Genomic DNA, 12842 nt, shown 5'->3' with positions numbered 1-12842 from the left:
TGTGGCACGGCACACCGTCGCGCGGTCAGATGGACGGCCCACGGTGTGACATGCGGGCAGCTTCCACGGCGATCCGGAAGCCTTCCGCGACCCGTTCCGGCCGGCACATTCTGCACGCGTCCTCGAATGTGACCCATGCGAAGTCGTTGTGCTCCGCGGCATCCAGACGGACGGCGGTACCCCACGGCACGTTGAGGAAGAAGAGCGCCCATCCGATGTCCTCGGTCGCGACCGGCTGAGGTTCACCGCGAATGCCTGTCTCCTCGAACAGCTCACGAGTTGCGCAAGTCGCGATGTCTTCGTCGGGCTCGATACACCCTGACGGAGGTCCCCATTCCCAGTCGCCGGCTTTCCCTGGCACGTACTCGGCAGAGTGCAGTAGTAGATAGCGCGGACCATCTGGTGATTGGCTGATGACCGCGACCATGGCGCCACTTGGCCGTAGCGGCGTGGTGATCCGTTCGGTGGTCATGGAGACATGGTGCCAGGTCCGCGGATAGGCGACAGGAAACCGGCAGCCCGCTAACCTGGCTGGCGTCGCTTCATGTTGCAGTCGCTTGCTCGCGCGGTCGCCATACTGGTGGACATCCCGGAGCGGTCCGGTCACACTCTTCCGGTGACATTGATCCTTCCTGTCGAGGATGACTGTTCGTTCTGCGCTTACCTACGTGGGCGCCGCCCATACACCGTGCTGGAGCGCCTGGCCAAGGTTGCTCTGCTCGTCACCCGGGAACAGCGGGGTGTTGGGCATGTGCTCGCGATTCCGACTGCCCATCGGCCCACTCTGCTTGACCTCCAACCGGATGAGCTGGCGCCTCTGCTGGAACTGACGCAGCGTGCCGCGGCCGCGATCGTAGGAGCCTTCGATGTCGAAGGTGTAGCCGTGTGGCAGAACAACGGGGTGCCGGCGCACCAATCCGTACCTCACCTGCACTTCCACGTGACTGGGACGTTGCCCGGAGGCGGAACCGATTGGGGAAGGGTCCCGAAGCTATCGATCGGCGAGACCGATGAGATCGCTGAGCGCCTGCGTCAGCACCTCAAACCCACCTAAGGCACCGCGCCCCTGAGCCGGGTCGGAGATGAGGCAGAGGAGCCCGGCACCCCTGCCGCAGAACTCCCACCGGACTTGGCGTCAAGACCCGGCGACCATCAGATCCGTAGACACGGGCATCTTGATCACGAGCACGACACTTGTGCGGAGGTCACCGTCGACCTAGCGCACATCGTCGCCCGGTGTTGCCGCCCGTTGGGTCACGCTGGGGTCAAGTCGAGGGCCCCGGCCCGCAAGGCCCCGGCCCAGGCCCGCCGGTTTGGGCGCACTTCTTCCCCTGCAGGATCCGCCAGCGGGCTTGGTCGGGATGATCCCGGCTGTGGTGATGGACGACTGAAATCCGGTCGCCAGCCTTACCTGGCAGCACTAGCCTCGCGCCGCATGATCGATATCCGTGAGGTCTGCGAGCACCATGACGGCATCCAGAGTCCGATCACCGTTGAGAAGATCCGCGCAATCGGGGAGAGTCTTCGCCTAAGCTTGTCGTTTAACCTCCCGAGTCCTGCTCGGGGTGCGGGTCTGACCTTGTTCGGCGTGTCGTTGTGGTGATGGAACGGCCATCGCCTGATGCTCTTCGGGTTCCGACCAAAGAACGTCCGAAGGTGGCAAGCGATGGCCGCGCAGATCAGTGTGCCTCATGTACCGTGTCCAGGCGAGCAGGACACCAACACTGTTGTGGATCTTTCCCGGTTCCGGGTCGTGTTCTATGACTGTTTGACCGCGCGTGCGGATGCCTTGTTCGAGCTGGCCGACGCCGTGTTGTGTGAGCAGGGACCGGTGAACACGCTGGTCGAGTTGTGCCTTGCTGCACAGCACCGGCGCGGGCATGGCGCGCTGTATGACGGGTTGAATGCCGGACGGATCGACATCACCAGGCTGAGCTACTCGCTGAGTGGGCTGCCGCTTCCCCGTGACCGGGATGGGCGGATCGTGCTGGCCGTCGATGTCAGTAACTGGCTACGCCCGGACGCCGACACCAGTGCGGAACGACTGTTCTGCCACACCTACGGCCGCGGCAAGAACCAGGCACAGATGATCCCGGGCTGGCCGTACTCCTTCGTCGCAGTGTTGGAGAGCGGACCCAGCTCCTGGACACAGATCCTCGATGTGGTGCGGCTTGGACCTACCGACGATGAAACCGAGGCCACCGCACGCCAGGTCCGTGACGTCGTCACCCGGCTCGTGCAAGCCAGACAGTGGCAGCCCGGTGATCCAGACATTCTCATCGTGTTCGACGCCGGCTACGACGTGACGCGTTTGGCTTATCTGCTGGACGACCTGCCCGTGCAGCTGGTGGGCCGGCTGCGCTCAGACCGCGTACTGCGACACCCGAAACCACCACGCACACCAGGCGCTGGCGGCCGCCCACCCAAACACGGACCCGAGTTCTCACTGCCCGACCCCGACACCTGGACGCCCCCCGATGTGGCAACAGCCAACGACACACCCCGGTATGGCACCGCAACCGCGAGCTGCTGGAACCGGCTACACCCGCGGCTCACCCGCCGCGCGGCCTGGACCGGCCACGAAGGCGAACTCCCGGTCACCGAGGGCAGCTTGATCCGGTTGTCCGTCGACCATCTGCCCGGCGAGCGTGACCCGAAACCGCTGTGGCTATGGACATCATCCACCAACCTGAGCGCTGAAACCGTTGACCGAGCCTGGCGGGCATTCCTGCGCCGATTCGATCTCGAACACACCTTCCGCATGCTCAAACAAACCCTCGGCTGGACCAAACCGAAGATCCGCCACCCCGAAGCGGCCGACCGCTGGACCTGGCTCATCGTCGTCGCCTACACCCAGCTACGACTTGCCCGCGATCGCACTGACCACATCCGTCGCCCCTGGGAACCCCGCCAACCAGCAGGCCGCCCGCTCACACCGGCACAAGTACACCGCGGCTATCGGAACATCCACCGGAAACTACCCGTCCCCGCCCGCGCACCAAAACCCAGCCGGCCAGGCCCAGGACGCCCACCAGGCCGCAAAAACCGCCAACAAGCACCACGCCACAACGTCGGCAAACACACCAACCAACCTCATGACGAAAGGACCAGAGGTTAAACGACAAGCTAAGGCCTGGTCAAGAGGTGCTCGATCTGGGCGCCGGAACCGGCGGACCGGCGGTGGTCCTGGCCAAGCACTTCCGGTGCCGCGTGACGGCCGTCGAGAACTCCTCAAGCTTCGCCGAAGCGGGACGGGAGCGCGCTCGGGCGGCCGGCGTTTCCGATCTCATCGAGTACGTCATCTCCGACGTGACTGAGTTCTCGATCGAGCGAGGAGCATACGACGCGGCTGTCTGCTTCGGAGCGGCATGGATCCTTGGCGGCTTTGCCGGGACAGCCGAGGCACTTCGGGCCGCTGTCCCTCTGGGCGGCCATGTCGTCATAGGCGATGTGTTCGAACCGAGCGAACCGCGGCCCGATCAAGAGGGTGCCGCCCTCACCCTCCGAGGCATGCTCACGACGATGGTTGGACTCGGCTTGACGCCCGTCGGCATGACCGTCGCATCCCACGACGACTGGGACCGGTATCACTCGCAGATGATGCTTGCGTTCGAGGACTGGATCGACGCCCAAACCCCAACCACCCCGATCTCGCTGACGTACGAAGTCACCGGCCGCGCCAACTGTTCGGGGCCCTCGCTCAGCTGGATGCAGGCTGGGCAGTTGTCGCGGGCCGGAAACGACGTCAAGACGAGTGCTGAAGCCATCGCTTGCGGCGCAATGGCCGTGGTCACCCACCACGAAGGAGCGGCAGGTTTACTCGATCGGTGGCCACAGCGCCCGGACCTTCGCTGCCCGGCATCCTGAGGAAGTAGCTGGCCTCGTGCTGGTCGACGCGCAACCAGAGCGGCTGGACGACGACTGGAACGCCCGCTCGTCTCAGGCACGTCCGCGAGCTCAGTCCCCCAGGGCTCTTCGACCGGATCCTCGAAGCTTGCGAGTTCGTCAAGGTGGCGACCCGGCCGATGTCCTGTCCCCTCACGGTTATCACCCACGGTGTGATCGACCTGATCCAAGAAGGACCCAGCGTCAGTGCGGCAGACGTCGACCGGTTCGGCTCCCTAGACCGACGCGTCGAAACCCCTTCGCGCTGGCCGACCCATCCTGAGAAGGTGATGCGCATGCCCGAGGTTGTTCTACCGCTGACAGTTCGAGACCTGACCGTCGAGGACCTCCACCTGCATGCCGGCACCTGGGGGTGGTCTGCCACCCACGTCGCGGGCACTGCCGAGGCGTTGGAACGTGCCCGGCGCGGCGAGATCGACTTCCTCGCGGTCTGCCCACCCTCTGGCGTGCCAGTGGCGACTGGCGCGGTCGACTACACGAGGCCACCCGGCGGCGGATCGCTGGAGCAACTGTCAGTTGATGCGGCGCTGCGGTCGTGCGGGATCGGCACGATCCTCATCGAGGCTTTGGAGCACCGGATCCGCGCCCGCGGCCTGACCTGCGTCGAGCTGGGCGTGGACGAGAACAAGTCACGGCCCCGAGCACTGTATGAGCGGCTCGGCTACATCGCCGTAGGCCGCCAACCCGGTGCGTGGGATGAGGAAGCCCCGGACGGAACCATTACCCGCTACGAAACGATGATCACAGTGATGCGTAAGCAACTGTCATCCTCATAGGTCGACGCCACCCACGCTGACCTGACCGTTTACCTGTCTGGCCTGTCACGGATGCTGGTCGACGACGGTGTTTCATTGACAGAACCATTGACAGGCCTTGGCGCGCCGGCATCGCTCCTGGGGTCGTCTAGGACTTCTCATGGAAGCCGGTACACGAACATCAGCGAACGCCAGCGCGGAGCGGGATAGATGCGTCCGCAACCCGCAGTCAATCCAATGCTCCCGGAAGCCGGCGCTGCGGCCCATGCGGGCCGCGGCCAGCTTCATCGTTCGACCGACGGCTCGAACCTCCGCAGTTGGGCGTACCGCGCTGGTGCACCACAGCACCTGGAGACCCAGGTGGTCAGCGAGATCGGTGGCAGGTGGCGGCCGTCTTGGGGCTTCAGATGCACCGCGTCGACCAACTCGCGGATGCTCTATCTGGTCGAGCACCGCCACTGCGGTCAGGCGACAGGCACGTCATCTGTGCAACGACTGAGGCCCTGCGTACTCCTGGAGCGCGGCGAGCCTGATGTCGGCTCGCTCCACGAGCTGCACCGCCGAGTGCGGGGCTCGTACCTCGAGCCCACCCCCTGACGGCGTCACGGAATGCTCGCCAACGCCGAGCATTACGCGGAAACCTTCGACAAGGGTGCTCTGCCCATGCCACCCGCACGCGGCGTGGTCGTACTAACCTGCATGAACGCACGCCTCAATCCATACGGGCTGCTCGGGCTCAGCGGGGGCGACGCGCACGTCATCCGCAACGCCGGCGGCGTCGTGACCGCCGACCAGCGGCGCAGCATCACCATCAGCCAGCGCATCCTGGGCACCACAGAGATCATTCTCATCCATCACGCGGACTGCGGACTGGCCACCTTCACCGACGACGTGTTCAAACGTCAGATCGAGGAGGAGGTCGGAATCAAGCCCGACTGGGCGGCCGAGGCCTCCACCGATCCGGCCGAGGACGTCGCCCAGTCCATAGGGCGGATCAGGAGCGACCCCTTCATCCCGCACACTGAGTCGGTCCGGGGCTTCGTCTACGACGTCGTGACCGCGCAGCTGCGCGAGGTCCAGGCCTGACAGAACGCAGGAGGCTTCCGACAAGGAGGCGTCTGCCCCGACTTCGGTTGACTCAACCCGCTGCACCATCCATCCCCGCCTCCCGATCGCTCGCCTCACTCGTCCATTCGGACCACGAACCGTGGTGGGTGGGTGAGACGACGGAGAAACCTCCGAGGGTGAGTGAACGGGACCTCGGGCACCCGCGCCTACGGAGGAGCCCTGACCGGGCATGTGGCGAGGGCTCCCCTGCCCCTGATCCCACATCTCACCGACGACGGGTGTCTCCGGTGTTGTGCCCGCGAAGGGCGATCTCCACGGCTCGCCCCGTCGCCTGCATCACGCTTTTCCGGCTGTCGGCTTGGCCGTCACAGGTTGCGCACGACCATCGGTGTGCGGACACAAATACAAGCGTCCCGCTGAACTGTCGGCCATCTGCACGACGATTCCAGAAGCACGAATTCGCCCATGTGTATTCAGTGGGCCTGGAGGAGTCGCATTGACGCCGAAGGTCGAACTGCGCCCAGTAATCAGTGGTTCGAATTGGGCAGCCACGATTTTCGTCGTGGCAAAGATTAACCCAGATTCATCGATGAGCCGACTCTCTTTGAGTGAATCGCTTAATGTTCCGTAGCCTTTTGCTGTCTGCAATTTTCGAAATCGGGGGTCGATAATGCAGTTCAGTGCAAGTCGTAAAAGACGGCGCTGGTACGTGGCAGCGGCCGGCGGCCTGGTCGGCGTCACCGGCGTAGCCGCGGTGAGTCTTCTCACGAGCCAGGCGTCCGTGGCAAGTCAGAGCGCGCCGACCGGATCGGCTGCAGGGCAGGTGAACCAAGCCAGCCTTGACGGTTCCAAGGACGGGGGCGACAAGAAGGACAGAAAGGAGGACGGCAAGAGGGAGGACGGCAAGAAGGTCAAGGAGGTGGAGTGTGACGCGGACGAGCTGATCGCGGCGTTGGTGCGTGCGAACGCCGACAACGGGGCGAGGCTCGAGCTTGCTCGCGATTGCACCTACACCCTCACGGCGTTCCAGGATGGCAACGGTCTCCCGGTGATCACCCAGCGGGTCAGCATCGACGGCAACGGTGCGACCATCGTGCGGGCCGCCAACGCCGAACCATTCCGGATCTTCAATGTCGGCGTCGGCGGGAACCTGAAGCTGGACGACGTGACCCTCAAGGGTGGCGACGCCCGCACCGAGGGTGGTGGCGGTGCGCTGTTGGTCCAGGAGGGTGGCCGAGCGACCGTCGAGGACTCGACTCTCAAGCTGAACCGCTCCGACTCCGACGGTGGCGCCGTCTCCAACTTCGGCGTCACCAAGCTCATCGGCGAGAAGGACGACGGCAAGGACGGCAAGGACGGCAAGGACGGCAAGGAAGAGTCCATGCTGCTCAAGAACAACAGCGCTGAAGACAACGGTGGTGCGGTCTTCAACGAGGGCAGCCTCACCGTGGAGAACGCACGCCTGACTCGCAACGCGGCCGGCAACTTCGGTGGCGCGGTCGAAAACATCGGGGTCGCGACCTTCACCAAGACCCGCGTCGACAACAACGACTCGGTGAGCGACGCCGGCGGCATCGACACCAACGAGGGCGGGATCACGCGGCTGAAGGACAGCTGGGTGACCGACAACACCAGTGGCGGCGAGGGCGGCGGTCTGTATGAACAGGGCGGGTCCCAGGCCTTCGTGCGGGACACCGTGGTCAAGGGCAACACTGCCTCCGAGGACGGTGGCGGTATCGACAACGACGACAGCATCACAGTGGTCGAGGACAGCAAGGTTGACGAGAACACCACCTTCGGGAATGGTGGCGGCATCGACAACGAAGACGGCACGGTCGTGCTTCGCGACTCCAGCGTCAGCCGGAACAGGGCTGTCGGTCCGGACTCGGTCGGCGGTGGAATCTCCAACGAGGACGGAACCCTAAGCCTGACCAACACCCGGGTGGTCGAGAACTTCGCGACCAACCCGCCCGGCGGAATCTTCACCAACAACGACGAGGTCACCGTCGACGACGAGTCGGAGATCGTCAAGAACCGGCCGACCAACTGCGAAGGCAGCACCGGCGAGGTGCCGAACTGCTTCGGCTGATCCCAGGCCGTCCAACGCAGTGCAGTCACATCGAAACGACCGGGTAAGGCCGGGCCGCAAGCGTGATCCGAAGAGCCCCGGGACCGAGCACCAGCTTGGTCCCGGGGCTCAATCCGTCAGCGGCAGAGCGACTTGCCACGCTCACCGTCGCCGGGCTGCGACCGGACGTCAAGGACGCCCATTCAAAGGACCGTTGACAGCAATCGATCTGGCGCCTGTGGCCGTTGATCGTGGACGGCTTGCCGACTACGGCGGCAGTCGAGCTGTGGAAGACCGGTTGCGGCAGTCACGGGTGGCGGGTGGACCGCTTGACGCGGCTCAGGATCTACCTAAAGGTGCTTCGTGTACCGATGGCAAGGCACCATGATCGGTCCGTTCTCGCTGGCGGCGGCGTACTCGAACGGCCCTTCATCGAGCCACCCGGCTCGCTGGTAGAAGGCGCGAGCTCGCGCGTTGCCTGCAGCGACCGCAAGCCAGCCCTTGGAGTGTTCGTTTTCCCGGACCTGCCGCTCGGCCTCCTTCAACAGTGTGTCGGCGACGCCGGTCCCTCGGTGCGGGGCCGAGACATAGACCTGCTCGACCTCGTTGCCAACGACGATGATGAAGCCTGCGACCGCTTCGCGTACAACGGCCACCGTAGCCCTGCGGACTCGCTCCGACGCTCGAACTCGGAACGATTCCTCCGTTCGGGCTTCGACCAGTTCTTGCGGAACGAAGCCAAGGTGTCCGTCTCGCCATCCGAGATGCCAGATCTCGGCGATGACGTCCACATCCTCCGGCTCACCCCTACGAAGTAGCACGTTCGCTCTGTCCCGAGGAGTCCGCCAGGTGTATGCGTCGGACGGCGGCCCGGCCGAGGGAGACGCCATGGGCGAATCTGACCGGCGCTCCGCGACCTTCGAACTGGTAGGCGATCCTCGCGCTCTCGCGTGCGAGATAACTGTCGGCGATCATCAACTCCCCTTTTCAGCGCGACTTCATTGCAAGGTTCAGCTCCCGGCAGGGACTGTCTCGGGCGTGGTGCTGTCAGCGACCGGGACGGCGCTGTCGTTGCTGTTGAGCGTCTTGAACCGGCGCAGACGAAGGCTGTTGCTCACCACAAAGACGGACGAGAAGGCCATCGCCGCGCCAGCGATCATCGGATTGAGCAACCCGGCCGCGGCCAGCGGAATCGCCGCCACGTTGTAGGCGAACGCCCAGAACAGGTTGCCCTTGATAGTCCGCAATGTACGCCGGGACAGGCGGATGGCATCGGCCGCTGCCCGCAGGTCGCCTCGGACCAGGGTCAGGTCGGACGCTTCGATCGCCACGTCGGTGCCGGTGCCCATGGCCAGACCGAGGTCGGCTTGGGCGAGTGCGGCGGCGTCGTTGACCCCGTCTCCGACCATCGCAACCGTCCGCCCGTCGACCTGGAGCTGCTTGACGACATCGACCTTGTCCTTGGGCAGGACCTCGGCGATCACGTCGTCGATCCCGACGGACGCGGCGACGGTGCGGGCCACGGTCTCGTTGTCGCCGGTGAGGAGCACCGGCCGTAGTCCAAGCGCTTTCAGCTGGGTGATGGCGTCGGCGGATGTCGGCTTGATCTGGTCGGCCACGGTAAGCACCGCGCGAGCCTGACCGTCGATGCCGACTGCGACGGCCGTTTCGCCTCGCGCCTGTGCGGCCGACATTGCCCGCTCCAGCTCCGGTGAGAGGTGCTGGGACCAGTCCGCAAGGAGTTGCGGCCTGCCGACCAGCACCGCATGCCCGTCAACGACGCCCTGCACACCGAGGCCCTCGACGTTGGCGAAGTCCTCGACGGTTCCCAGCTCGCCGACGCGTTCGGTCGCGCCCTTGGCGATGGCGGAAGCGATCGGGTGCTCGGAGGCGTCCTCCAGTGCACCGGCGAGGCGGAGCACCTCATCCTCTGATGTTCCGTCGGCGGTGACGACGTCGACAAGAGCCATCTTCCCGGTCGTCACGGTACCTGTCTTGTCCAGTACGACGGTGTCGATCGTCTGGGTGGACTCGAGGACTTCTGGGCCCTTGATGAGGATCCCGAGTTGCGCGCCGCGCCCAGTGCCGACCATCAGCGCGGTCGGTGTGGCCAGGCCCAGCGCGCACGGGCAGGCGATGATCAGGACCGCCACCGCTGCCGCGAACGCCGCCGTCAGGCCCGCGCCTGTCCCGATCCAGAACCCCAGTGTCGCCAGCGACAGGGCAATCACGATGGGTACGAAGATCCCGGAGATCCGGTCGGCGAGGCGTTGGACCTGCGCCTTGCCGGTCTGCGCGTCTTCCACCAGCTTGGCCATCTGCGCCAGCTGGGTGTCGGCACCGACGCGGGTCGCTCGGATCAGCAACCGGCCGCCGGCGTTGACCGTCGCGCCCACCACAGCCTCGCCCGGCCCCACTTCGACCGGAACCGACTCACCGGTCAGCAGGGACGCGTCGACCGCGGAGGAGCCTTCCTCCACCACACCGTCGGTGGCGATCTTCTCTCCCGGCCTGACGACGAAGACGTCCCCGACCACGAGCTCGTCGGTCGGGATGCGCTCCTCCCGTCCGTTCCGCAGTACCGCGACGTCCTTGGCCCCGAGTTCGAGCAGGGCCCGCAGCGCTGCGCCGGCTCGTCTCTTGGCCCGGGCCTCGAAGTAGCGCCCGGCCAAGATGAACGTGATCACCGCGGCAGCCGCCTCGAGATAGATGTTTACCGAGCCGTCGGAGCGGTTGATCGTGAACTCGAAGGCGTGCCGCATGCCCGGCATCCCCGCCGTACCGAAGAACAGCGCCCACAGCGACCAGCCGAACGCCGCGAGGGTTCCGACCGAGATCAGCGTGTCCATCGTCGCAGCGCCGTGCCGCAGATTGGTCCAGGCCGCTTTGTGGAACGGCCAACCCGCGTAGGTCACGACCGGCGCGGCCAACGTGAGCGACAGCCACTGCCAGTTGGTGAACTGCCAGGCAGGGACCATCGCCATCGCGACCACGGGGACCGACAGGACCAGGGCGGCAATCAGCCTGGTGCGTAGTGGACGCAGCTCGTCGACCCCGGCCGCCGCGGGGTGCTCCCCCGCCGACGCCCGCGTCTTGGGGAGCGGGGGCACCTCGGCGGTGTAGCCCGTCTTCTCGACTGTGGCGATCAGGTCCGCGGGGGTGACCCCGACTGGAAAGCTGACTTTCGCCTTCTCGGTCGCGTAGTTGACCGTGGCGGTCACGCCTTCGATCCTGTTGAGCTTCTTCTCGACCCGGGCCGCGCAGGAGGCGCAGGTCATCCCACCGATCGCGAGTTCGATCTGCCCGGACTGCTCGCCGGTGACGGATACCATGACTCCTCCTCAGTGGCCGTGCTCGTCGTCCCCGTCCGAGGGGGACGGTGACGAGGGGGTGGATGTGGCCTCGGTGCCGGCGGCGTGGGCGATGGCGGTGAACTCTGCGGTACGCACGGCCCGTCGATGCTGGAAGTCGAGGTAGAGGCGGTAGGAGCCGGCGCTGGGAACCTCCGCGTAGAACGTGATGGCGGGACCTGGTTTGGTTTTCCCGTCGCCGGGCTCGCCGTCCGGATGGACGTGGAGGTAGGCCAAGTCCCCGGCCCGCAGTGCGACCAGGTGCCCGTAGGCGCCGAGGTAGGGCTGCAGGTCGGTGACCGGCTTTCCGTCTCTACTCACGGTGAGGGTGAGTTTGCTGGTCCTGCCGGCTACCAGGTTGCCCTTGAGCGCGACTGCATAGCCGTCGACGCTGGCGGTCGTGGTGCGACGCGGTAGGGCTTTGGGTGAGAAGTCGCCGGGCGCGGACAGGTCCATCCCCAATGTCACGCCGTCTTTGACGCCGTAGGCCTGGAAGTCGGCGAACGCCCGGTAGTTGCCCGCCGCGGGCAATGTGAGCGGTACCGACCAAACTCCGTTCCCGGCGTGGACCGGGTGCAGGTGCTGGAAACCGGAAAGGTCCCGCCGCACCACGATGAAGTGCAGCTCCTTCTCGTGCAGCGTGGCGTACCGGGTGACCGGCCGGCCGTCGGGCCCGGTCACCGTGAACCGGAAGTCGGTGCGCCGCCCCGGCGTCACGGTGGTCGTCTGAGGGGTCAGGGTGTAGCCGTCCTGAGAGATCTGCAGCCCGCCTGGGACATTGGTGTTCGCGGGCGTCGTGCTCGGCACCATGGTCTTGTCGTGTCCTCCCTGTACGCCGCCGGCATGCGCGCTGGACTCGGCCGTGGCGCCGACGGGACCGACCATCCGGCCGAGCCCGACAGCGCCGCCGAAAACGACGGCCAGGCCCAAGGCGAACGCCCCCAGCTTGGTCGCGGTGTTCATGCCTCAGTCCTTCACTTCGTAGCCGGCCGCTTTGACAGCGTCGCGGACCTTCGAGTCATCGAGCGTGCCGTCGCTTGCGATGGTCACCTGTCCGGTCACCGGGTCCACGCCGACATCGGTGACCCCGGCCACCTTTCCGACCGCGGACCTGACTCTCCCGGCGCAGCCGCTGCAGGTCATGCCGGCCACGACGTAGGTGCTGGTGCTCATCGGGGGACCTCCCTGTTCCGGTACCCCGGGGGGGTACCTCCGCGACCCACCCTGCAGGAGCCGGCCCGGAAAGTCAACCCCTACCCCCTACCGGTATCCGTAGACGCGGCCCCATGGCGAGCGACGGCGCTTTGCGTTGGATCGGCGATCAGGAGCGTACGAGGCGGGCGATGGCCTCGGATGCCTCCTTCACCTTCTCGTCAGCCTCAGGCCCACCCCCGGCAGCGGCCTGGACGACGCAGTGCCTCAGGTGCTCGTCGAGCAGACCCAGGGCGACCGACTGCAACGCCTTCGTCATCGCCGACACCTGGGTCAGGATGTCGATGCAGTACTCATCCGAGTCGACCATCCGCTGCAAACCGCGCGCCTGGCCCTCGATGCGGCGCAGCCGCCTGAGGTAGTCGTCCTTGTTTGCGATGTAGCCGTGCCCTGCCGCGTCGTTCTGTCTCATGGTTGGCACACTCCCCCATCGCCCACGCCGCTATACCCCCACCCCCTACCGGTAGGAGCCTGGTCGAGGCG

The 12842-nt window shown here is 65.9% G+C and carries 12 protein-coding genes and 1 pseudogene; 6 read left to right on the top strand and 7 right to left on the bottom strand.

Annotation, left to right across the window (positions count from 1 at the left end):
* Window positions 1-25 precede the first annotated feature (25 nt).
* Window positions 26-472, bottom strand: a complete 447-nt coding sequence (locus HEB94_RS12190) for an NUDIX domain-containing protein (RefSeq protein WP_192749995.1) — start codon at window positions 470-472, stop codon at window positions 26-28.
* Between the two features lie 72 nt (window positions 473-544).
* Here HEB94_RS12190 and HEB94_RS54535 point away from each other — a divergent pair, with 72 nt between their 5' ends.
* The 5 genes and pseudogenes from HEB94_RS54535 (at window position 545) to HEB94_RS12165 (ending at window position 5747) form a co-directional block, all read left to right on the top strand.
* Window positions 545-1054: an HIT family protein gene (locus HEB94_RS54535; protein ID WP_192749994.1), complete on the top strand. Its 510-nt coding sequence runs from the start codon at window positions 545-547 to the stop codon at window positions 1052-1054.
* 675 nt (window positions 1055-1729) lie between these two features.
* Window positions 1730-3118, top strand: a complete 1389-nt coding sequence (locus tag HEB94_RS12180; protein WP_337917608.1) for an NF041680 family putative transposase — start codon at window positions 1730-1732, stop codon at window positions 3116-3118.
* 17 nt (window positions 3119-3135) lie between these two features.
* Window positions 3136-3867, top strand: a pseudogene (locus HEB94_RS12175) (SAM-dependent methyltransferase); the annotation flags it as partial.
* Between the two features lie 191 nt (window positions 3868-4058).
* Window positions 4059-4682, top strand: coding sequence for a GNAT family N-acetyltransferase (locus tag HEB94_RS12170; protein WP_337917627.1), 624 nt, complete (start codon window positions 4059-4061; stop codon window positions 4680-4682).
* Window positions 4683-5270: 588 nt separating this feature from the next.
* Complete coding sequence (locus tag HEB94_RS12165) at window positions 5271-5747, top strand: carbonic anhydrase (RefSeq protein WP_192749992.1); 477 nt, start codon at window positions 5271-5273, stop codon at window positions 5745-5747.
* Between the two features lie 318 nt (window positions 5748-6065).
* On the opposite strand, the gene HEB94_RS12160 is transcribed toward HEB94_RS12165, so the two are convergent.
* Window positions 6066-6497, bottom strand: a complete 432-nt coding sequence (locus HEB94_RS12160; RefSeq protein WP_192749991.1) for a hypothetical protein — start codon at window positions 6495-6497, stop codon at window positions 6066-6068.
* A gap of 55 nt (window positions 6498-6552) precedes the next feature.
* On the opposite strand from HEB94_RS12160, the gene HEB94_RS12155 reads away from it, so the two are divergent.
* On the top strand, window positions 6553-7818 hold the full coding sequence (locus HEB94_RS12155) for a hypothetical protein (RefSeq protein ID WP_192749990.1): 1266 nt from the start codon (window positions 6553-6555) through the stop codon (window positions 7816-7818).
* A gap of 329 nt (window positions 7819-8147) precedes the next feature.
* Here HEB94_RS12155 and HEB94_RS12150 read toward each other — a convergent pair whose 3' ends face one another.
* From HEB94_RS12150 to HEB94_RS12130, 5 genes are all read right to left on the bottom strand, one after another.
* Window positions 8148-8588, bottom strand: coding sequence for a GNAT family N-acetyltransferase (locus HEB94_RS12150; RefSeq protein WP_337917626.1), 441 nt, complete (start codon window positions 8586-8588; stop codon window positions 8148-8150).
* Between the two features lie 219 nt (window positions 8589-8807).
* Window positions 8808-11129, bottom strand: coding sequence for a heavy metal translocating P-type ATPase (locus tag HEB94_RS12145; RefSeq protein ID WP_192749988.1), 2322 nt, complete (start codon window positions 11127-11129; stop codon window positions 8808-8810).
* 9 nt (window positions 11130-11138) lie between these two features.
* Complete coding sequence (locus HEB94_RS12140) at window positions 11139-12110, bottom strand: hypothetical protein (protein WP_192749987.1); 972 nt, start codon at window positions 12108-12110, stop codon at window positions 11139-11141.
* Between the two features lie 3 nt (window positions 12111-12113).
* Window positions 12114-12320 (bottom strand): heavy-metal-associated domain-containing protein, encoded by a 207-nt coding sequence (locus HEB94_RS12135; RefSeq protein WP_192749986.1) that lies wholly within the window; start codon window positions 12318-12320, stop codon window positions 12114-12116.
* A gap of 148 nt (window positions 12321-12468) precedes the next feature.
* Complete coding sequence (locus tag HEB94_RS12130; protein ID WP_192749985.1) at window positions 12469-12771, bottom strand: metal-sensitive transcriptional regulator; 303 nt, start codon at window positions 12769-12771, stop codon at window positions 12469-12471.
* Window positions 12772-12842: the final 71 nt, after the last annotated feature.

This window comes from Actinopolymorpha pittospori, assembly GCF_014873875.1.
GTDB lineage: Bacteria > Actinomycetota > Actinomycetes > Propionibacteriales > Actinopolymorphaceae > Actinopolymorpha > Actinopolymorpha pittospori.
This window is presented reverse-complemented; position numbering and strand designations above follow the sequence as displayed.

What these genes read in the sequence shown, in the direction of transcription:
- HEB94_RS12190 (WP_192749995.1), bottom strand. Translation starts at nt 472, where the DNA reads ATGACCACCGAACGGATCACCACGCCGCTACGGCCAAGTGGCGCCATG.
- HEB94_RS54535 (WP_192749994.1), top strand. Translation starts at nt 545, where the DNA reads ATGTTGCAGTCGCTTGCTCGCGCGGTCGCCATACTGGTGGACATCCCG.
- HEB94_RS12165 (WP_192749992.1), top strand. Translation starts at nt 5,271, where the DNA reads ATGCTCGCCAACGCCGAGCATTACGCGGAAACCTTCGACAAGGGTGCT.
- HEB94_RS12145 (WP_192749988.1), bottom strand. Translation starts at nt 11,129, where the DNA reads ATGGTATCCGTCACCGGCGAGCAGTCCGGGCAGATCGAACTCGCGATC.
- HEB94_RS12140 (WP_192749987.1), bottom strand. Translation starts at nt 12,110, where the DNA reads ATGAACACCGCGACCAAGCTGGGGGCGTTCGCCTTGGGCCTGGCCGTC.
- HEB94_RS12135 (WP_192749986.1), bottom strand. Translation starts at nt 12,320, where the DNA reads ATGAGCACCAGCACCTACGTCGTGGCCGGCATGACCTGCAGCGGCTGC.
- HEB94_RS12130 (WP_192749985.1), bottom strand. Translation starts at nt 12,771, where the DNA reads ATGAGACAGAACGACGCGGCAGGGCACGGCTACATCGCAAACAAGGAC.